This window comes from Nocardioides sp. zg-DK7169 (assembly GCF_013155365.1).
Classification (GTDB): Bacteria; Actinomycetota; Actinomycetes; order Propionibacteriales; family Nocardioidaceae; genus Nocardioides.
The window spans coordinates 24,901-44,777 of record NZ_JABJRA010000017.1; the positions used below are offsets into that span (position 1 = coordinate 24,901).

The following is a 19,877-nucleotide window of genomic DNA, read 5'->3' on the forward strand; positions in this document are numbered from 1 at the left end:
GTCGTGACCGCGGTAACCCGAGGAGACCCGGGACATGCGGCGCCACGACGGGGTACCGGCCCGCGATGAGCGACTCCACCACCGCCGTGCTGCTGGACATCGACGGGACCCTCGTCGACTCGACCTACCACCACGCCCTGGCGTGGCACCGTGCGTTCGCGCGCCACGAGAGCGCCCCACCGATCTGGCGCATCCACCGCACCATCGGCATGGGCGGCGACAAGCTCGTCGCCCACGTCGCCGGGGAGGAGGTCGAGCAGCGCTCCGGTGACAAGCTGCGAGACGCCTGGAAGGAGGAGTACGCCGCGGTGCGCGAGGAGGTCCTCGCGCTGCCCGGCGCCGCCGACCTGGTCCGCGGGCTGCGGGCGCGCGGCCACCGGGTCGCCCTGGCCTCCTCCGGGGACCCGCAGTTCTCCCGGGAGGCCGTCGAGCTGGTCGGGATCGGCGATGACGTCGAGCTGCTCACCACCTCCGAGGACGTCGAGGCCTCCAAGCCCGAGCCGGACCTGGTCGGTGAGACGCTGTCGCGCCTCGGCGGCGTCGAGCGGGCGGTGTTCGTCGGCGACACGCCGTACGACGTGGAGGCCTCGGGCCGCGCCGGCCTGCGCTGCCTCGGGGTCCTCTCCGGCGGATTCGGACGCGAGGAGCTGCTCGCCGCCGGCGCGGCCGCGGTCGTCGACGGACCGGGCGACCTGCTGGACATCGACTGGGAGGCCCACCTCTCGCCCCTGCACCCGGCGTAGCCCACCCCGTCGGTCGAGCCCGTCGAGACCGCGGTCCCGACAGGCTCGACCGTCACGGTCCAGCCCGTCCGTCAGGGCTTGAAGACGACCTTCACCATGCCGTCGGCCTTGTCGCGGAACTTCGCGTAGGCCTCCGGCGCCTCGTCCAGCGGCAGCCGGTGGGTGGCGAAGTCCTCCACGCCGAGGCGGTCCTCGTCCTGGTTCAGCACCTCGAGGATGTCGTCGGTCCAGGAGCGCACGTTGGACTGACCCATCCGCAGCTGGATCTGCTTGTCGAACATCTGCATCAGCGGCATCGGGTCGGCGGCCCCGCCGTAGACCCCGGAGATGGAGATCGTGCCGCCGCGGCGCACGCTCTCGATGGCGAGGTACAGCGCGCTCAGCCGGTCGACGCCAGCCCTGGTCATCACCGCTTCCTGGACCTTCTTGGGCAGCAGGCCCAGCGCCCGCTGCGCGGTCTCCGCGACCGGGGATCCGTGGGCCTCCATGCCGACCGCGTCGATGACGGAGTCGGCCCCGCGGCCGCCGGTGAGCTCGCGGATCAGGCCCGGCACGTCGTCGACCTTGTCGATGTCGACGGCCTCGGCGCCCCGGGCCGCGACCCGGTGCAGGCGCTCGGGGACCCGGTCCGCGACGACCACCCGGTGACCGCGGTCCAGCGCGATCCGCGCCGCCATGTCGCCGATCGGCCCGGCGCCGAGCACGAGCAGCGTGCCGCCGTCGGGCACCGCGGCGTACTCCACGCCCTGCCAGGCGGTGGGGAGCACGTCGGAGAGGTAGAGGAAGCGCTCGTCCGGCGGGCCGTCCGGGACCTTGACGGGGAGGAAGTCGGCGAACGGCACCCGGAGCAGCTCGGCCTGCCCGCCCGGGACCTGGCCGTAGAGCTTGCTGAAGCCGAAGAGGCTGGCGCCGGTGCCCTGGTCTCGGTTCTGGGTGGTCTCGCACTGGCTGTGCAGCTGGTGGGAGCACATCCAGCACGAGCCGCAGCTGACGTTGAACGGCACCACCACCCGGTCGCCGGCCTTGAGCTCGCGGACCCCGGGCCCGACCTCCACGACGACGCCCATCGGCTCGTGGCCGACGATGTCGCCGGGCGTCATGAACGGGGTCAGCGGGTCGTACAGGTGCAGGTCGGAACCGCACAGCCCGGTGCTCGTGATGCGCACGATCGCGTCGGTCGGCTCCTGGATCGTGGGGTCGGGAACCTCCTCGACGCGCATGTCCTGCCGGCCTTGCCACGTGACTGCTCGCACTTGCATACCTCCGGTGTCGGGGCTCGGGTGGGTGAGCCCGGCCGGTACCCGAGCAGCCCGTGCGGATGCCCCGGCCCCGCCTCAGCCCTCCCCGCCGGAGCGGCTGGAGCGCTCGTGGCGGCGCAGCCGCTCCTCCAGCACCCGCACCCGCTCCTCCAGGGCGAGCACGCGCGCGACACCGGCCAGGTTGAGCCCGTCGGCGAGCAGGTCGCGGATGCGGTGCAGCCGGTCGATGTCGTCGGGGCTGTAGAGGCGCGAGCCGCCCGGCGTCCGGTCCGGCTCGACGAGGCCGCGGCGCTCGTAGACCCGCAGGTTCTGGATCTGCATGGACACCATGTCCGCGGCGACCGAGATCGCGAACACGCCGCGGCGGCGATCACCCGCTTGCGTTGTCGTCATGCCCTGAGTATAAGAAATCTCTAACAGCCGTTACAGGTCCACGGCGGGAGTCCGCGGACCCCAGCACCCAGGAGGGCATGTGATGTTGCTTCGTACGACCGATCCGTTCCGTGACCTCGACCGTTTCGCCCAGCAGGTCCTCGGCACCTCGAACCGCCCCGCGGTGATGCCGATGGACGCGTGGCGCGAGGGCGACCGCTTCGTCATCGAGTTCGACCTGCCCGGCGTGCAGCGCGAGAGCATCGACCTCGACGTCGAGCGCAACGTGCTGACCATCCGCGCCGAGCGCACCACGCGCGCCGGTGACGCCGAGATGCTCGCCTCCGAGCGGCCCACCGGCGTCTTCAGCCGCCAGCTGGTGCTCGGGGACAACCTCGACCTGCAGCAGATCGAGGCGACCTACGCCGACGGCATGCTCCGCCTGGTCGTCCCGGTCGCGGAGAAGGCCAAGCCCCGCAAGATCCAGATCGCCGGCGGGTCCGAGGACGACGGAGAGGGCCGCGCCGCGATCAACGCCTGAGCCTCGGTGGCCGCCCGCGCCGGCCCCCCCTCAGCCCATCGTCTTCTGACCGTCGATCGTCTCGCGGATGATGTCGGCGTGCCCGGCGTGCTGGGCGGTCTCCGCCACGATGTGCAAGAAGGCGCGCCGCGCCGTCCACGACGCGCCCGCCTCGAACCACGGTGCCTGCGGCAGCGGCTGCGCGCGGTCGAGATCGACGCTGGCCACCAGCTCATCGGTGGCCGCGGCGACCTCGTCGTACGCCGCGAGCAGGCCGGCGACGGTGTCCTCACCGGTCATCTGGAACTCCGCCTGGTGGGCGAGGATCTCCGGCGGCGGGTCGGCCCAGTCGACCGACTCCCAGTCGACGGCGTCCCCCGCACCGTTGACGACGAAGTCGGCCCAGTTCCGCTCGGTGGCCGTGACGTGCTTGAGCACGCCGCCGAGGCACAGCTCGCTCGCGGTCGGCCGGGTCGCGGCCTGCGCGTCGCTCACGCCGGCGACGGCGTAGCGCAGGAAGCCGCGGTGCTTGCCCAGCAGGTCCAGCAGGTCGCGGCGCTCGGCGCTCATCTGGGGGGTGGTCTGATCGGGGTTCACTGTGTCGTGTGTCATGTCGACCACGCTAGGAGCCGAAGCGGTCAGCTTCTGACCTCAGTCGACTCCCCGTTGCCAGAAATGCAGCGGGCGGGCGGGTCGAGGCCACATCGCCCTCGACCCGCCCGCCCGACGAGGCGTCAGATCAGCGCTTGCGCTTCTCCCGCACCCCCAGCAGGATCACCATCGGCGTACCGGCGAACCCGAACTCCTCGCGCAGGCGGCGCTCGATGAACCGCTCGTAGGAGGCGTCGAGCTTGCCTGAGGTGAACAGCACGAACGTCGGCGGCGCGGTGGTCGGCTGGGTGCCGAAGAGGATCTTGGGCTGCTTGCCGCTGCGCACCGGGTGCGGGTGCTCGGCGACCAGGCGGCCCAGGAAGGTGTTGAGCGCGCCGGTGCCCACGCGGGTCTCCCAGCCGGCCAGCGCCTTCTCCAGCGCCGGCAGCAGCCGGTCGATGTGCCAGCCGGTGCGCGCGGTGATGTTGATCCGCGGCGCCCACTGCACCTGCACGAGCTCGCGCTCGATCTCGCGCTCGAGGTAGTAGCGGCGCTCCTCGTCGACCAGGTCCCACTTGTTGAAGGCGATGACCAGGGCCCGGCCCGCGTCGCGGACGGTCTGGATGATGCGGATGTCCTGCTCGGAGATCGACTCCCCGCCGTCGACGACCAGCACGGCCACCTCGGCGCGGTCGATCGCGGTGGTGGTGCGCAGGGAGGCGTAGTACTCGTGGCCCGACGCGGACTTCACGCGCTTGCGGATGCCGGCGGTGTCGATGAAGCGCCAGGTCTTGCCACCGAGCTCGATCAGCTCGTCGACCGGGTCGACGGTGGTGCCGGCGGCGTTGTCGACGACCACGCGGTTCTCCCCCGCCAGCTTGTTCAGCAGCGAGGACTTGCCGACGTTGGGCTTGCCGACGATCGCGATGCGGCGCGGGCCGCCGACCTCGGCCTCGGGCTGCGGGGGCGGCTCGGGCAGCGCGGCGAGCACGGCGTCCAGCATGTCGCCGGAGCCGCGGCCGTGCAGGGCGGAGACCGGGTACGGCTCGCCGAGACCGAGGTTCCACAGGCCGTAGGCCTCGGCCTCGGTGCGCTGGTCGTCGACCTTGTTGGCGGCCAGCACGACCGGCTTGCCGGACTTGCGCAGGATCTTGACGACCGCCTCGTCGGAGTCGGTGATGCCGACGGTCGCATCGACGACGAACAGCACCGCGTCGGCCAGGCTGACCGCCACCTCGGCCTGCGCCGAGATCGACAGGGCGAGGCCCTGCGCGTCGGGGTCCCAGCCGCCGGTGTCGACGACGGTGAAGGCGCGGCCGTTCCAGTTGGCGTCGTAGGAGACCCGGTCGCGGGTGACGCCGGGGATGTCCTCCACGACCGCCTCGCGGCGGCCGATGATGCGGTTGACGAGCGTCGACTTGCCGACGTTCGGACGTCCCACGACGGCAAGGACGGGCACCGGTCCGGACGCGCCCCCGTCGGTCGTCGGGTCGGTGTCGTGCTCGGGCAGGTCGTAGCCCTCGGTCATGGTGCTCCTCGGTCGGTGACCCCCGTGTCGGGGTCGGGGTCCTTCTCATCGCCAGGCAACGGACCGGGCAGCGACTGCCCGGTCAGGGCCAGGGCATGGTCCAGGTGGACCAGCATGTGCTCACGGAGCAACAACGACGTGCGCTCCACCTGTTCCCGGGTTCGGGGCCACGGGACAGGATCACAGTGGTAGGGCGGGCCGAACACCAGGTCGACGCGACCGCCCTTCGGCGGCAGCGACGAGCGGTGCCCGCCGGGCGGGCGGGTGCCCAGCATGATCACCGGAACGACGGGGGCTCCGGAGACCAGCGCGAGGTAGCCCGCGCCGCGGTGGAAGCGCGACAGGTCGCCGGTGTTGCGCCGCCCCTCGGGGAAGATGCCGACCGGATGGCCGTCGCGCAGCACCCGCAGGCAGGTCTTCACCGCACGCGGGTCGCTGTGGAAGCGGTCCAGCGGGATCTGCCCGGCGAAGCGCAGGAAGGCGCCCAGCGGTCCGTGGAACATCTCGATCTTGGTCAGCGCGTGCACCGGGCGCCGCGGCGTGAGGATCGCCAGGAACGGGCCGTCGGCGATGCCGATGTGGTTGGCCGCGAAGATCACCGGACCGGTGCGCGGGATCAGCTCGCCGCCGTGCACGTGCACGTCGTAGCGGCGCCGGATCAGGAACCGTGCGAACGGACGCAGCGGTCCGTGCAGTGCGCCGCGGAACGGGTGGCGGACCCCGGTGCTGCGTGGCAGCGCCCCGTGCGTCGTGCACGGTCGCGCCTGGCGGGGGCCGCTCACTCGACCGCTCTCACCAGCGCGACGACCTGGTCGACCACCTCGTCGAGCGTGTACGGCGTGGTGTCGATGTGGACCGCGCCGTCGGCGCGCACCAGCGGGGCCGTGGCCCTCGAGGAGTCGATCTTGTCGCGGCTCAGCAGCAGCTGCTCGGTGGCGGCGAGGTCGGAGCCGCCCTCCTCGGCGGCGCGGCGCGCGGCGCGGGCGGCGGGGTCCGCGGTGAGGTAGACCTTGACCGGTGCGTCGGGCGCAACGACCGAGCCGATGTCGCGGCCCTCGACCACGATCCCGGGCCCGGTGCCGGTGGCGTCCGCGATGACGCGGCGCTGCAGCTCCAGCAGCCGGGCGCGCACCTCGGGCACCGCGCTCACGGGGCTGACCGCGCGGGTGACCTCCTCGGTGCGGATCGCCTCGGCGACGTCGGTGCCGTCCACGGCGATCGTGGGGCCGAGTGGGTCGGTGCCGGACTCGATGCGCGGGGCGCCGGCGCGGGCGGCGAGCGCCGCGGCGTCGTGGATGTCCACGCCGTCACGCAGCATCGCCCAGGTCATCGCGCGGAACATCGCGCCGGTGTCGAGGTAGCGCAGCCCGAGGCGGGCGGCGACGCCGCGCGAGGTGCTGGACTTGCCCGAGCCGGACGGCCCGTCCACGGCCACGACGATTCCGTTGACGATCCCGTTGCTCACGGGGGGTGAGCCTACCGGTGAGTGACCCAGCCGCGAGACTCCAGGGAGACCAGCAGCCGCTCGACGCGGGGTTCCTCGACCACGAGCTCCACGAGTCCGACCGGTCGGGCGGGGTCGTGGTCGATGCGGATGTCCTCGATGTTGACCTCGCTGGCGACGGCGTCGGCCAGCAGCCGGGCCAGCTCGCCCGCGACGTCGGGCACCGAGACCCACACCGAGCCCATCGGGCGCGGAGGCCCGCCGTGCTTGCCCGGGATCGCCCGGGTGCCGGCGACGCCCTCGGCCAGCAGCGACTCCAGCGCCGCGCGGTCACCGGCGCCGATCGCCTCGATCACCCGGTCCAACTGGTCGCGGACCTCGCCGAGCAGCGCGAGCACCGCCTCCGCGTTGCCGGACACGATCTGGCCGTAGAGCGCGGGGTCGCCGCCGGCCACCCGGGTGACGTCGCGCACGCCCTGCCCGGACAGCGCGAGGTGGTTCTCGGGCGCGACGGCCAGCCGCGAGGCGACGGTCGCCGCCATCAGGTGCGGCACGTGGGAGGTGCGCGCGACGGCCCGGTCGTGCTCCTCGGGGGTCAGCCACACCGGCGTCGCGCCGCACAGGCGTACCAGTGCCTCGACCACCTCGACGGCGTCGACGTCGGAGCCGGGGTGCGGGGTGATCGCCCACGGGCGGCCGTCGAAGAGCGATGCGCTGCCGGCGAGCGGGCCGGAGCGCTCGCTGCCGGCCATCGGGTGGCTGCCGACGTAGCGCCCCACACCGGGGTGCGCGGCGACCGCGGCGACCGGGCGGCCCTTGACCGAGCCGACGTCCGTGACGACCGCGCCGGTGCCCGCGGTGCGGTCCAGTGCCTCGCCGATCGCCTCGCCCAGGTGGTCCGGCGGCACCGCGACCACGACCAGCGCGGGGCGGTCCTCGTCGCGGCGCGGGCGTCCGGCGCCGAGCCCGGAGGCGGTGCGCAGGTGCTCGGAGGAGATGTCGCTGAGCAGGACCTCGAGCCCGGCCCGGCGGCACGCCAGCGCGATCGAGGTGCCGAGCAGCCCCGCGCCGACGACCTCCACCGGTCCGCTCAGCTCGCTCGGCCCGCTGGGGCCGTCACTGTCTGCGTGCGCCACGTCGCTCCCTGCCTCCGGCTGCCTGACCGGGCAAGGCTACTGGCGCGCGTCCGGGCGGCGCGGCCGGGTGCGGGCCGCTGGACACCCGCACCCGCGGGCCGGGGACGGCGCTCAGCCGGGCTGGTAGTCGCCGAAGGACCAGTGGTTGCCCTCGGGGTCCAGCACGCTGCCGCCGCGCCCGCCGTAGTCCTGGTCGACCATCTCGCGCAGCACCGTGGCGCCGGCCGCGACGGCCTTGGCGAAGACGGTGTCCGGGTCGGGGGTGACCAGGTAGGCCGCGGAGCCCCCGACGTTGTCGACGGCCGCGTCGGGGCGCCGGCTGCCGAACATGATCCCGCCGCCCCCGGGCCACAGCCACTCGGCGTGGACCACGGTGCCGGGGTCGGACTCGTCGCGGTAGGTCGCGTGCTCGACGAAGCCGATCGCGCTCAACCACGCGATCGCCGCGTCGGCGTCGGAGAAGCTCAGGGTGTGCCAGAGTCGGATGTCGGTTGCGTTGCTCATGGGTTCAGCCTGCGTCGAGACCGCTCCCCCGGTCTTGAACGAACGGGAACTCCTCGCGCAGCCAGGTCGTCGGGGCGCAGCCGGCCAGTGCGACCCACTCGCGAGTCAGGTGGGCCTGGTCGGCGTAGCCGCAGCGGTACGCCGCCTCGGCCAGCGGCATCGCGCCGACCACGCCGCGTGAGCGCTCGAAGCGGCCCAGCCGGCGCAGGGAGCGCGGGGTGAGCCCGCACTCGGCGCGCACCAGGTCGGCGAGGTGCCGGCGGGAGTAGCCGACCTCCGCGGCGACCTGCTCGACCCGGGCGCCTCGGGTGAGGGCGGCCAGGGCGCGCCCGACCTCCGCGCGCGGCGCCGCCGCCGTTCCTCGCAGCCGGGCCAGCAGCGCCTGCTGCACCACGGCCCCGCGGTCCTCGGCCCGGGTGCCGGCCAGCTGCTCGGGCAGGTGCCGCAGGGCGGGGTCGACATCCCCGAGCTCGACCAGCGCACCGGCCAGCGCCGCCGCCGGGACCCCGAGCAGCGCGCGGGCGCCTGCGGTGGTGAGCTCCAGCTGCACCCCGGTCTGGTGCCCGTCGTGGTGGATCTGGGCGGGGCCGACGTGCAGCCCCGAGACCGTGGACCAGCGCCGCGCCCGGGCCGCGGGCGTGCCGGCCCAGCCGACGTCCAGCGGCTCGCCCACCGGCAGCACCAGGGTGAGGGTGGTGCCGGGCAGCCCGCGGTGCACGCCCGGCGCGCCGAGGTCGACGTCGTACGCCGTCAGCGAGGCGACGTACGGCGCGAGCGCGGGGTGGACCGGGCTGCCCATCCCCCCACCGTACGGCGGCTCAGAGCTTGGCGCTGTCGAGCAGCAGCCCGAGCTCCTCGCGGCTGAGGTCGCGGATGTCGCCCGGCTTCATGCCCATCAGCAGCACCGGGCCGAAGGCGGTGCGGGTCAGCCGGCGCACCGGGTGGCCCACCTCGTCGAGGAGGCGGCGCACGATCCGGTTGCGGCCCTCGTGGATGACCAGCTCGATGATCGAGCTGCCCGACGCCTTCTGGTTGCCGCCGATCAGGCGGGCCTTCTTCACCGTCACCGGCCCGTCCTCGAGGGTGACCCCGTCGAGGAGGCGCTTCACGGTGGCCCGGCTGATGGTGCCCTCCACCTCCGCGACGTAGGTCTTGTCGACCTCGTAGGAGGGGTGCGCCATCCGGTTGGCGAAGTCGCCGTCGTTGGTGAGCAGCAGCAGCCCGGAGGTGTCGGTGTCGAGGCGCCCGACGTGGAAGAGCCGCTCGGGGCGGTCCGCGACCAGGTCGGAGATGGTGCGTCGGCCCTCGGGGTCCGACATCGTGGAGACGACCCCGCGCGGCTTGTTCAGCACCAGGTAGACCTTCTCCGAGATCGGCGGCAGCCGCTTGCCGTCGACGTGGATCACCGCGGTGCGCGGGTCCACCTTGGTGCCCAGCCGGGTGACGACCTCGCCGTCGACCACGACCAGCCCGTCGAGCATCAGCTGCTCGCACTTGCGCCGGGAGGCCACGTCGGACTGCGCCAGCAGCTTCTGCAGGCGGATCAGGCCGTCGTCGTCGGTCTCGATCTGGGGGCTCACGTCGTCATGTCCTTCGGGTTGCTGCTGTCGGTGGGGGTGTCGGTGGAAGTGGGGCTGCTCGCGGCGGCGCCGCTCGCGGCCGAGGGCGCCGCGGAGGGAGCGGTCATGGCGGCCAGCTCCTCCTCCATGTCGTCCAGGTCGTCGAGGTCGGGCAGGTACGGCGCGAGCTCGGGGAGGTCGTCGAGGGAGGTGACGCCGATCCGCTCCAGGAAGTATCCCGTGGTCCGGTAGAGGTTCGCACCGGTCTCCCGGTCCTGGCCGGCCTCCTCGACCAGGCCGCGGGTCAGCAGGGTGCGCATCACCCCGTCGACGTTGACGCCGCGGATCGCCGAGACCCGGGCGCGCGAGACCGGCTGCTGGTAGGCCACCACGGCGAGGGTCTCCAGCGCCGCCTGGGTCAGCCGCGCCTGCTGGCCCTCCAGCACGAACCGCTCGACGACCGCGGCGTGCTCGGGCCGGGTGTAGTAGCGCCAGCCACCGGCCACGTGGCGCAGCTCGAAGCCGCGGTCCTGCTCGGCGTACTCCTCGGCGAGCAGCTGGAGCGCGGCCACCACGTCCTCGACCGGGTGCCCGACCGCGGTCGCGAGGGTCGGGGCGTCCAGGGGCTGGTCGGCGACCATCAGGACCGCCTCCAGCGAGGGCCGCAGGGCGGTCGCTGGGACCTCCGGGGCCTCCGGGACCTCCGGGACCTCCGGGGCCTCGGGGGCGCTGTCGGTCGGCTCGCTCATGGCTGGTCCCCCTCGGTGGGCGCCTCGGGCGGGGCGCCGTCGAACTCGTCGTTGATCAGGTCGACCACCTCCACGCCGTCCCCGTCGTCGCCGGTCCAGCGCACGGTCAGCTCGCCGAGCGGGGTGACCTGGTCGAAGGCCACCGCGCTCTCACGGAACAGCTCCAGCAGCGCCAGGAACCGCGCCACGGTGGTCAGCCGGTCCGGGGAGTCCCCGCACAGCGCCCGGAAGGTCATCGCGCCGTGGCGGCGCAGCCGCTCCACGACGATCGCGGCCTGCTCGCGCACGCTCACCTGCGGGGCGTGGATGTGGGCCAGGCCCACCTGCGGCACCGGTTTGGGTGCCAGGGCGCGCGCCGCGAGGGCGGCGAACTGCTCCAGGCCGATCCCGATCAGGACCTCCGGCAGCAGCCCGGCGTAGCGCTCCTCCAGCCCGACCGCGCGCGGGTGGCGCCGCGCCTCGCCGGTGAGCCGCTCGCCCAGGGCGGCCGCGACGGTCTTGAACGCCTTGTACTGCAGCAGCCGGGCGAAGAGCAGGTCGCGGGCCTCGAGGAGCGCCAGGTCCTCCTCGTCCTCGACGTCGCCCTGCGGCAGCAGCCGTGCGGCCTTGAGGTCGAGCAGGGTGGAGGCGACCAGCAGGAACGACGTCGTCTGCTCCAGGTCCCAGACCGGTCCTCCGGCCCTGACGTGGGCGATGAACTCGTCGGTGACACGCGACAGCGCGACCTCGGTGACGTCGAGGCGGTGCTTGGCGATCAGGTTCAGCAGCAGGTCGAAGGGGCCCTCGAAGTTGTCCAGCCGCACCTCGAACCCGGCGCGGCCCGCGTCGTCGGAGGTGGCGGCGGGCGTGGTCATCCCTCGCTCAGCCGGCGCACGAGGATGCTGTCCTCGCCGTTCGCCTCGAGGTCGGCCAGGACCAGCGAGACCGCCTCCCGCACCAGCCGGCCGCGGTCGACCGCCAGGCCGTGCGAGCGGCGCAGCGCGAGCCGGGCGTGCTCGATCTCGAGCAGCTCCTCGGAGGTGACGTAGACGGTCATCTTCTCGTCGTGGCGCACCCGGCCGCTGGGCTTGCGCGGCTTCCTGGCCGGCTTCGCGGCGTCGACCGCGCCGGCGTCGGCAGCGCCGGCGTCGGCAGCGTCGGTGGCAGGGGCCCGGTCCGGTACGGCGTCGGGCACGGCGCGCACCGCCGGGGGCCGGGGCGGGGTGGCCTCGGCCTGCGGGACCGTCGGCCGGAACAGGTCGTCGGCCGAGGGCAGGCTCACCCGTCGAGACAACGTGCGAGCACCTCCCGGGCGAGCTGGCGGTAGGCCTCCGCGCCGTTCGAGCTCGAGGCGTAGGAGGTGATCGGCTCGCCGGCGACGGTGGAGTCGGAGAACTTCACGGTGCGTCGGATGACGGTGTGGAACACCTTGTCGCCCCACGCCTGCACGAGACGCTCCATGACCTCGCGGCCGTGCAGGGTGCGCCCGTCGAACATGGTGCCGAGCACGCCGTCGACCTCCAGGCGCGGGTTGAGCCGCTCCTGGACCTTGTCGATGGTCGTCTTCAGCAGCGCCACGCCGCGCAGCGCGAAGTACTCGCACTCCAGCGGCACGATCACGCCGTCGGCGGCGGTGAGCGCGTTGACGGTGAGCAGGCCGAGCGAGGGCTGGCAGTCGATCAGGACGACGTCGTAGTTCTTGACCGCGGGGCCGAGCACGCGCGCCAGGGTCTGCTCGCGGGCGACCTCGTGGACCAGTTGCACCTCGGCGGCGGAGAGGTCGATGTTGGAGGGCAGCAGGTCCATGCCCGGCACGTTGGTCGGCACGATGACGTCGTCGACGTGGACGTCGCGCTCCATCAGCAGGTTGTAGACGGTGAAGTCCATCTCGTGCGGGTTCAGGCCCAGGCCGACGGAGAGCGAGCCCTGCGGGTCGAAGTCGACGAGCAGCACCTTGCGGCCGTACTCGGCCAGTGCGGCACCGAGGTTGATCGTCGTGGTGGTCTTGCCGACGCCGCCCTTCTGGTTGCACATCGCGATCACCCGGCCGTTGCCGTGCTCGGTGAGCGGCTTGGGCTCGGGGATCACCGGCATCGGACGTCCGGTGGGGCCGAGCACCACCTCCGGCGTCGGGGCGGCGGTGGGTCGCTCGGGCACGAGGGGCTGCTCGAACGGCAGGGGGTCGGACACGTGGTCATCTCCGGAAGGGGTCGGTGGTGCCGGTGCTGCCGGCGGGGTCGGGCGCGGGGTGCGCACCAGCGGGGGCATCTCCGGGGCGCCGGACCCGAAGTGGATACCGCCATCGCTCATCTGCTGCTCCCGTCCCATTATGTCGACACGACGACTTGTGACCGACTCGGGGAGCCTAGGACCGCCCGCCGACGCCGAACAAGCGCTCCAGCCCCCCGGCCTTCGCGCGGCCGACATCTGTGCAGAGCCCCCACGGGCCGTGCACAGGCCACCCCTCCCCTGTGCACAGACCTGTGGAGGAAATCACCCCGAGTCGGCCCTTGTGGCGCGCTGAGTCGGCCCTCGTGGCGCGCCGAGTCGGCCCTTGTGGCGCGCCGAGTCGGCGCTCGTGGCGCGGCGCGACGGCTGGGCCGAGCGGTGGGGCTGCTCAGACCGGGTCGGCGACCAGGTCGGTGTAGTCGGGGTGCTTGTCGATCCAGCCCTTGATGAAGGAGCACATCGGCACCACCTCGCGCTCCCCCGAGCGTCGTACGTCGTCCAGCGCGCCGCGGGCGAGCGCGGAGCCCACGCCCCGGCCCTCGAACGCGTCGTCGACCTCGGTGTGGGTGAACACGATGCGGCCCTCGCGCAGCACGTAGTCGGCGAAGCCGGCCAGCTCCCCGTCGATGCGGGCCTCGTAGCGGCTGTTCTCGGGTGCGTCAGCGACGTCGATCTCACTCATGCCCAGACCCTAGCCCGCGGCCCGAGCGACCACGGGCTCACCAGATTGCGGTAGCCGCACGCGTCGGTGCACCGCGCTCTCACCCGTACCGCACACGGTCTGGCGCATGACATCCGCAGAGCTCCGGCTCAGAGGCCCGCAGCCCCACGACCCGGTCGACCCCGCCGCCACCCACGTGGCGAGCCTGGACGGGGTCCGCGCCGTCGCGGTGCTGGCGGTCGTGGCGTTCCACGCCCGTGAGGACCTCATGCCGAGCGCCTACATCGGCGTCGACCTGTTCTTCGTGCTGAGCGGCTTCCTGATCACCGGCATCCTCGCTCGGGAGGTGGGCCGGACCGGCCGGGTCGCGCTCGGCAGGTTCTACCTGCGGCGAGCGCTGCGGCTCTTCCCGGCCCTCCTCACGGTGTGCCTCGTGGCCGGGCTCGTCTTCTGGCTGGTCCCCGGCCTGGCACACCGCGACGACTCGCTCCTCGGCATCTTCACCGCGCTGACCTACACCTCCTCGCCCGTCGCGGCCTCCGGCACCGTGCTGGGCTGGATGCTGCACACCTGGTCGCTCGCCGTGGAGGAGTACTTCTACCTCGTGTGGCCGCTGGCGCTGGTGCTCGTCGCCCGTCGCCGGCGTCCGGTAGTCGCGGTGGCGCTCCTGACCGGGCTGGCCGTGGTCTGGCGCCTGCTCGCTGCGTACGCGACGGACTGGAGCCCGGCCCGGATCTACTACGCCCCCGACACCCGCGCCGAGCAGCTGCTCATCGGCTGCCTCCTGGCGCTGCTCCTGCGGGCGGGCATGATCCGTGTCGGCAGCCGGGCGACGACGCTCGCCGCCCTCTCGTTCGTGCTCTTCAGCCTCCTGCCCGGCGAGCTGGGGCAGCCGCTCTACCTCGGCGGCGGCTCCACCCTGGTCGCGCTGGCCGCCGCCGTGCTCATCGCCGGTCTGGTGCAGCATCCCGACCAGCCGTTGGCGAGGCTCGGCTCGACGCCGCTCCTCGGCTGGATCGGGCGACGCTCCTACGGCCTGTACCTCTGGAACCTCCCGGTGGTCGGGGTGGTGGTCGCCAGCCCGCTCCCCGGGCCGCTGATGGTCCCCGCCCAGGTGGTGCTGACGTTCACCCTCGCGGCACTGAGCTTCCGCCTCGTCGAGCAGCCCTTCCTGCGGGCCAAGGACCGCGTCGCGGCGCCTGTCTGAGGCGTCGCGACCTCACAGCCGCCGCATCGCCTCCGTCGCCAGCACCAGCTCGCCCGCCTCGTCGGAGGCGTCGAGGTCCGCGACGGCCTCGATCACCCAGTCGTGGTGGCCCTCGGGGTCCTCGATGGTCTGGCGCACCCGCCACAGCCGGGAGCCGCCGGGGCGGGCCTCCTCGTGCTCGTCGGGGTCCACGCCCAGCGGGACCCCGGTCGCGTGCTCGACCACCAGGTGCTGCGGGCCGCGGGCGTCGCCCGCCGTCTCCACCCGGTCGTGCTCGGCGTAGTAGTCCTCGATCGCGCGGTCCCACGCGGAGCGGGTCATCACGACCTCGCGCGCGGGCTCGGTGCGGTCGGCGGCGGCGCGCTCGAGGGCCATCAGGCCGTCCAGGTCGTCGCGGGCGACCAGCTCGACGCGGCGCCACATCGCGTTGCGGACCATCACCGCGAAGGCCCGCTCCTGCCGCGAGATCGGGCGCGCGGAGGTGGGCGGGCCGTTCTCGGCCAGCTCGGCGGCGCGCCGCTCCACCGCGGCGGGGTCGGTGAGCGCCTCCCACTCGTCGAGCAGCGAGGAGTCGGTCTGGCGCACCGTCTCCCCCAGCCACTCCTGGAGGTCCTCCAGCTCGGCGGTGCGGTGCGCCTCCGGGACGGTCTGGCGCAGCGTGCGGTAGGCGTCGGTGAGGTAGCGCAGCACCAGGCCCTCCGAGCGCGCCAGCTGGTAGCGGCGCACGAAGTCGGTGAAGCTCATCCCCTGCTCGTACATCTCGCGCACGACCGACTTCGGGCCGAGAGCGTCCTCGGGCAGCCAGGGGTGGCGCTGGCGGTAGATCTCGTACGTCGCGCCGAGCAGCTCGGCCAGCGGCTGGGGCCAGGTGATCTCCTCCAGCAGCGCCATCCGCTCGTCGTACTCCAACCCGTCGGCCTTCATCTCCGCGATCGCCTCGCCGCGGGCGGCGTGCTGCTGGGCGAAGAGGATCTGGCGCGGCGCGTCGAGCACGCTCTCGATCACCGACACCACGTCGAGGGCGTGGTCGGGCGAGTCGGGGTCGAGCACGTCCAGCGCCGCGAGCGCGAAGTGCGCGAGCGGCTGGTTGAGCGCGAAGTCGACCGGGAGGTCGACGGTGAGCACGTAGCGCCGGCCGTGCTCGTCGAGCTCGTCGAGGCGGGTGATCACCCCGGAGTGCAGCAGCGAGCGGGCCAGGCGCAGCGCCCGGCGGGCCAGGCGGCGCTGCTGGCGCTCGTCCTCGTGGTTGTCGGTGAGCAGGCGGCGCATCACCGCGAAGGCGTCCTCGTCGCGGGCCAGGACGTTGATGAGCATCGAGTTGTCGACCTTCATCCGCGAGACCAGCTGCTCGGGCTGGCCGGAGACGAGCTTGTCGAAGGTCTGCTCGCTCCACACCACCGCGCCCTCGGGCGCCTTCTTGAGCTGGGCCTTGGACTTCTTCTTCGGGTTCGCGGCGTTCTTGGCCGCCGACTTCGCCTTCGCGCGCTCGTTCTCGATCACGTGCTCGGGCGCCTGTACGACGACGTACCCGGCGGTGTCGTAGCCGGCGCGACCCGCGCGCCCGGCGATCTGGAGGAACTCCCGGCTGCGCAGGATCCGCTGGCGGTTGCCGTCGAACTTCGCCAGCCCGGTGAACAGCACCGTGCGGATCGGGACGTTGATGCCCACCCCGAGGGTGTCGGTGCCGCAGATGACCCGCAGCACCCCGCTCTGGGCCAGCTGCTCGACCAGGCGCCGGTAGCGCGGCAGCATCCCCGCGTGGTGCACGCCGATCCCGCGACGCAGCAGCTTGGAGAGGGTCTTGCCGAAGCCGGCGCCGAAGCGGAACGCGCCGATCCGCTCGGCGATCTCGGCGCGCACCTCGGCGCTGGGCTGGCCGATGCCCGAGGACGGCGAGAGCAGCGAGGTCGCGTGCTCGACGGCCGCGGCCTGCGTGAAGTGCACGACGTACACCGGGGACTGCCCGGTGGTGACCAGCTCCTCGAGGGTCTCGGAGAGCGGGGTGAGGGCATAGCTGAAGGTCAGCGGCACCGGGCGCTCGGCGTCGTCGATGACGGCGGTCTCGCGGCCGTTGCGCGTGGTGAGGTCGCGGGCCAGCTCGCTGACGTCGCCGAGGGTCGCCGACATCAGCAGGAACTGCGCCTGCGGCAGCTCCAGGAGCGGGACCTGCCAGGCCCAGCCGCGGTCCGGCTCGGTGTAGAAGTGGAACTCGTCCATCACCACCAGGCCGACGTCGGCGGTGGCGCCCTCGCGCAGCGCGAGGTTGGCGAGCACCTCCGCGGTGCAGCAGATGATCGGGGCGTCGGCGTTGACCGAGGCGTCGCCGGTCAGCATGCCGACGTTCTCGGCGCCGAAGACCTCGCACAGCGCGAAGAACTTCTCGCTCACCAGGGCCTTGATCGGCGCGGTGTAGAAGCTCACCCGGTCGCCGGCCAGCGCCGCGGCGTGCGCGCCGATGGCGACCAGCGACTTCCCGGACCCGGTCGGGGTCGCCAGGATGACGTTGCCCCCGCCCAGCAGCTCGATGATCGCCTCGTCCTGGTGCGGGTAGAGGGCGAGCCCCTGGCGCCCGACCCAGTCGGTGATCGCCTCGTAGACGCGGTCCGGGTCGTCGACCCGGGGGACCCAGGCGGCACCGTCGGTCTTGGTCTCAGTCATCAGTCCCGTGCTCTCGGATGTGCGGTCGCGAAGACCTCGCGCAGGTTGTCCACGGTGACCAGTGTGTAGACCTGGGTCGTGGTCACCGACGCGTGCCCCAGGAGTTCCTGCACCACGCGGACGTCGGCGCCCCCGTCGAGCAGGTGCGTGGCGAAGGAGTGGCGCAGCGTGTGCGGGCTGACGTCGCGGGTCACGCCGGCCCGGTCGGCGGCCTTGGTGAGCACCGCCCAGGCGGACTGGCGCGAGAGCCGGCCGCCGCGGGCGTTGAGGAAGAGCGCAGGGGTGCCGCGTCCCTCGGCCAGCAGCGCCGGGCGCCCGCGCACCAGGTAGGCGGCCACCGCCTCGCGGGCGTAGGAGCCCACCGGGACCAGCCGCTCCTTGCCGCCCTTGCCGCGCAGCAGCACCGTCCCCTGCCCGGGCGTCCCGCCCGTCTCGGAGGCCTCGGGTCCCCCGGGCCCCCAGTCGAGGTCGTCGACGTCGAGCCCGACCGCCTCGGAGATGCGGGCCCCGGTGCCGTACAGCACCTCGAGCAGCGCGCGGTCGCGCAGGGCGAGCACGGTGCCCGGGGCGCCGGCCGCCTCCAGGATCGCCTCGACGTCCGAGAGCGGCAGCGCCTTGGGCAGCCGCTTGGCCGGCGTCGGCGGCTTCACCGCGGCCGCCGGGTCGGTCTGCGCCAGCCCGTCGGCCACCGCGAAGCGGTGGAAGCCGCGCACCGCCACGACCGTGCGGGCCGCCGACGTCGCGCTCAGCGGCGGGTGCTCGGGGTCGCCCTCGCGCAGCCGGGCCAGGAACTCCGCGACCGTCGCCTCGGTGACCGCGTCGAGGTCGTCGATGCCGACCGCGGCCAGGTGGGCGCTGTAGCGGCGCAGGTCGCGGCGGTAGGACTGGAGCGTGTTGGCGGCGAGCCCGCGCTCGACCGAGAGGTGGTCGAGATAGGTGCGGACCGCCCGGGAGACCTCAGCCACCGGCAGCGAGCGCCTCGGTCACGGTGATCGCCTCGATCCCGGTCGCCTCCCCGACGGCGGCGTTCGTCAGCCGGCCGACGTGGGTGCTGAGGCCGCGCGCGAGCGCGGCGTCCTCGACGCACGCGCGGTGCCAGCCCTTGCCGGCGAGCGCGACGACGTAGGGCAGCGTGGCGTTGGCGAGGGCGTAGGTCGAGGTGTTCGGCACCGCGCCGGGCATGTTCGCCACGCAGTAGAACGTCGAGCCGTGCACCGTGTACGTCGGGTCCGCGTGGGTCGTGGGCCGGGAGTCCTCGAAGCAGCCGCCCTGGTCGATCGCGATGTCGACCAGCACCGAGCCGGGCTTCATCGCGGCGACCAGCTCGTTGCTCACCAGCTTGGGCGCCCGCGCCCCGGGGATCAGCACCGAGCCGACGACCAGGTCGGCCTCGGTCACCTGCTGCTCGATGGCCAGGCGCGAGGAGGCCAGGCCGTGCACGCGGTTCTGGTAGCGCCAGAACGACATCCGCAGCTTGTCCAGGTCGTTGTCGAGGATCGTCACGTCCGCGCCCATGCCGAGCGCGATGTTGGCGGCGTTCTGGCCGGCCACGCCGCCCCCGATGACGACGACCTTGGCGTTCGCGACGCCGCCCACGCCGCCCAGCAGCACGCCGCGCCCGCCCTCGGCACGCAGCAGCGCGTGCGCGCCCACCTGGGGCGCCAGGCAGCCGGCGACCTCCGACATCGGGTAGAGCAGCGGCAGCGCCCCGGAGGACAGCTGCACGGTCTCGTAGGCGATCGCGGTGACCTCGCGCGCGACGAGCTCCTCGGTCAGGCGCGGGTCGGCGGCCAGGTGCAGGTAGGTGAAGAGCACCAGCCCCGGGCGCAGCCGGTGGTACTCCTCCGCGACCGGCTCCTTGACCTTGAGCACCAGGTCGACGCTCCCCCACAGCTCGTCGGCGTCCGGGCACAGCCGGGCCCCGGCGGCGACGTACTCCTCGTCGGTGATCAGCGAGCCCTGGCCGGCGCCGGTCTGGATGAGCACCTCGTGCCCGGCGGCGACGAGCTCGTGCACGCCGACCGGCGTGATGGCGACGCGGTACTCGTGGACCTTGACCTCGGTGGGGACACCGATCTTCATCTCGCCACGCTCCTCTCGCTCGAGACGCCACCCAGCAGCCCGCGCCCGCGGGCGATCAGCGTGGCCATGATCACCGGAGCGTCGGTGACGCGCCCGTCCAGCACACCTTCGACCAGCTCCTGCGCCGGCACCCACAGCACCTGCATGTCGGCCTCCTCGTGGTGCGGCTCGAAGTCGCCGCGCCCGATCTCGCGCAGGCCGCGGGCCAGGTAGATGTGGATGACCTCGGAGAGGATCCCCGGCGAGGTGTACGCCGAGGTCAGGTGCTCCCACTCCTCGGCGGCGTACCCGGTCTCCTCGCGCAGCTCGCGCTGCGCGCCGACCACCGGGTCCTCGCCCTCGACGTCGCACAGGCCCGCGGGCAGCTCCAGGAACCGGCGCCCGACCGCGTGGCGGTACTGCCACAGGCACAGGACCCGGTCCTCGTCGTCGACCGCGAGCACGATCACGGCGCCGGGGTGCTCGAGCACCACGCGCCGGAACGGCTCCTCCTCGGGGCTGTCGGGGCGGTCCACCCAGTCCGCGCGCAGCGCCATGATCCAGTCGTCGCGGTGCAGGTCGGCGCTGCGGACCACCGGCCACTGCTCGTCGACGTCGGAGATCGGGTCCGGGATCGCGGTCATGGGGGCACGGTACAAGCCGGCCCCCATGCCGCG

The 19,877-nt window shown here is 73.4% G+C and carries 22 protein-coding genes; 3 read left to right on the plus strand and 19 right to left on the minus strand.

The window, feature by feature from the left end:
• Positions 1-65 precede the first annotated feature (65 nt).
• Positions 66-743, plus strand: coding sequence for an HAD family hydrolase (locus HOQ23_RS19735; protein ID WP_172217195.1), 678 nt, complete (start codon positions 66-68; stop codon positions 741-743).
• Between the two features lie 71 nt (positions 744-814).
• On the opposite strand, the gene HOQ23_RS19740 is transcribed toward HOQ23_RS19735, so the two are convergent.
• Positions 815-1,963 (minus strand): alcohol dehydrogenase catalytic domain-containing protein, encoded by a 1,149-nt coding sequence (locus HOQ23_RS19740; RefSeq protein WP_253945724.1) that lies wholly within the window; start codon positions 1,961-1,963, stop codon positions 815-817.
• Between the two features lie 114 nt (positions 1,964-2,077).
• Positions 2,078-2,395, minus strand: coding sequence for a MerR family transcriptional regulator (locus HOQ23_RS19745; RefSeq protein WP_172217199.1), 318 nt, complete (start codon positions 2,393-2,395; stop codon positions 2,078-2,080).
• Positions 2,396-2,477: 82 nt separating this feature from the next.
• On the opposite strand from HOQ23_RS19745, the gene HOQ23_RS19750 reads away from it, so the two are divergent.
• Complete coding sequence (locus tag HOQ23_RS19750) at positions 2,478-2,915, plus strand: Hsp20/alpha crystallin family protein (RefSeq protein WP_172217201.1); 438 nt, start codon at positions 2,478-2,480, stop codon at positions 2,913-2,915.
• Positions 2,916-2,945: 30 nt separating this feature from the next.
• On the opposite strand, the gene HOQ23_RS19755 is transcribed toward HOQ23_RS19750, so the two are convergent.
• The 13 genes from HOQ23_RS19755 to HOQ23_RS19815 form a co-directional block, all read right to left on the minus strand.
• Positions 2,946-3,506 (minus strand): DinB family protein, encoded by a 561-nt coding sequence (locus tag HOQ23_RS19755; RefSeq protein ID WP_216654470.1) that lies wholly within the window; start codon positions 3,504-3,506, stop codon positions 2,946-2,948.
• A gap of 127 nt (positions 3,507-3,633) precedes the next feature.
• Complete coding sequence (gene der / locus HOQ23_RS19760) at positions 3,634-5,013, minus strand: ribosome biogenesis GTPase Der (protein WP_172217203.1); 1,380 nt, start codon at positions 5,011-5,013, stop codon at positions 3,634-3,636.
• On the minus strand, positions 5,010-5,795 hold the full coding sequence (locus HOQ23_RS19765) for a lysophospholipid acyltransferase family protein (protein ID WP_367650593.1): 786 nt from the start codon (positions 5,793-5,795) through the stop codon (positions 5,010-5,012). Before HOQ23_RS19765 ends, der begins: the two co-directional genes overlap by 4 nt.
• Entirely contained in the window at positions 5,792-6,478 is a 687-nt protein-coding gene (cmk, locus tag HOQ23_RS19770; RefSeq protein WP_367650594.1) for a (d)CMP kinase, read from the minus strand. The genes HOQ23_RS19765 and cmk overlap by 4 nt, the downstream gene beginning before the upstream one ends.
• 11 nt (positions 6,479-6,489) lie before the next feature.
• Positions 6,490-7,593, minus strand: coding sequence for a prephenate dehydrogenase (locus HOQ23_RS19775; protein ID WP_172217205.1), 1,104 nt, complete (start codon positions 7,591-7,593; stop codon positions 6,490-6,492).
• Between the two features lie 111 nt (positions 7,594-7,704).
• A complete protein-coding gene (locus tag HOQ23_RS19780; protein WP_172217207.1) occupies positions 7,705-8,097 on the minus strand; it encodes a VOC family protein in 393 nt (130 codons plus the stop codon).
• A 4-nt stretch (positions 8,098-8,101) separates the two neighbouring features.
• Positions 8,102-8,896 carry an AraC family transcriptional regulator gene (locus tag HOQ23_RS19785; protein WP_172217209.1) on the minus strand — a complete coding sequence of 265 codons (795 nt, stop codon included), beginning with the start codon at positions 8,894-8,896 and terminating at the stop codon, positions 8,102-8,104.
• A 19-nt stretch (positions 8,897-8,915) separates the two neighbouring features.
• Positions 8,916-9,677 carry a pseudouridine synthase gene (locus HOQ23_RS19790; RefSeq protein WP_172217211.1) on the minus strand — a complete coding sequence of 254 codons (762 nt, stop codon included), beginning with the start codon at positions 9,675-9,677 and terminating at the stop codon, positions 8,916-8,918.
• Positions 9,674-10,405, minus strand: coding sequence for an SMC-Scp complex subunit ScpB (gene scpB, locus HOQ23_RS19795; RefSeq protein ID WP_172217214.1), 732 nt, complete (start codon positions 10,403-10,405; stop codon positions 9,674-9,676). Before scpB ends, HOQ23_RS19790 begins: the two co-directional genes overlap by 4 nt.
• On the minus strand, positions 10,402-11,259 hold the full coding sequence (locus tag HOQ23_RS19800; RefSeq protein WP_172217216.1) for a ScpA family protein: 858 nt from the start codon (positions 11,257-11,259) through the stop codon (positions 10,402-10,404). Before HOQ23_RS19800 ends, scpB begins: the two co-directional genes overlap by 4 nt.
• Positions 11,256-11,678, minus strand: coding sequence for a hypothetical protein (locus HOQ23_RS19805; RefSeq protein ID WP_172217218.1), 423 nt, complete (start codon positions 11,676-11,678; stop codon positions 11,256-11,258). The genes HOQ23_RS19800 and HOQ23_RS19805 overlap by 4 nt, the downstream gene beginning before the upstream one ends.
• The gene (locus HOQ23_RS19810) at positions 11,663-12,478 is read right to left on the minus strand and encodes a ParA family protein (protein ID WP_253945728.1); all 816 of its coding nucleotides are present in this window, start codon (positions 12,476-12,478) and stop codon (positions 11,663-11,665) included. The genes HOQ23_RS19805 and HOQ23_RS19810 overlap by 16 nt, the downstream gene beginning before the upstream one ends.
• A gap of 523 nt (positions 12,479-13,001) precedes the next feature.
• Complete coding sequence (locus HOQ23_RS19815; RefSeq protein WP_172217222.1) at positions 13,002-13,295, minus strand: GNAT family N-acetyltransferase; 294 nt, start codon at positions 13,293-13,295, stop codon at positions 13,002-13,004.
• Between the two features lie 106 nt (positions 13,296-13,401).
• Here HOQ23_RS19815 and HOQ23_RS19820 point away from each other — a divergent pair, with 106 nt between their 5' ends.
• Entirely contained in the window at positions 13,402-14,481 is a 1,080-nt protein-coding gene (locus HOQ23_RS19820; RefSeq protein ID WP_172217224.1) for an acyltransferase, read from the plus strand.
• Between the two features lie 12 nt (positions 14,482-14,493).
• On the opposite strand, the gene HOQ23_RS19825 is transcribed toward HOQ23_RS19820, so the two are convergent.
• The 4 genes from HOQ23_RS19825 to HOQ23_RS19840 are packed head-to-tail and all read right to left on the minus strand — an operon-like array spanning position 14,494 to position 19,844.
• Positions 14,494-17,139, minus strand: a complete 2,646-nt coding sequence (locus HOQ23_RS19825) for an RNA helicase (protein ID WP_172217226.1) — start codon at positions 17,137-17,139, stop codon at positions 14,494-14,496.
• On the minus strand, positions 17,139-18,104 hold the full coding sequence (locus HOQ23_RS19830; protein WP_172217228.1) for a site-specific tyrosine recombinase XerD: 966 nt from the start codon (positions 18,102-18,104) through the stop codon (positions 17,139-17,141). Before HOQ23_RS19830 ends, HOQ23_RS19825 begins: the two co-directional genes overlap by 1 nt.
• Positions 18,097-19,221 carry an alanine dehydrogenase gene (gene ald / locus HOQ23_RS19835; protein WP_172217230.1) on the minus strand — a complete coding sequence of 375 codons (1,125 nt, stop codon included), beginning with the start codon at positions 19,219-19,221 and terminating at the stop codon, positions 18,097-18,099. The genes HOQ23_RS19830 and ald overlap by 8 nt, the downstream gene beginning before the upstream one ends.
• Positions 19,218-19,844 (minus strand): NUDIX domain-containing protein, encoded by a 627-nt coding sequence (locus tag HOQ23_RS19840; RefSeq protein WP_172217232.1) that lies wholly within the window; start codon positions 19,842-19,844, stop codon positions 19,218-19,220. Before HOQ23_RS19840 ends, ald begins: the two co-directional genes overlap by 4 nt.
• Positions 19,845-19,877: the final 33 nt, after the last annotated feature.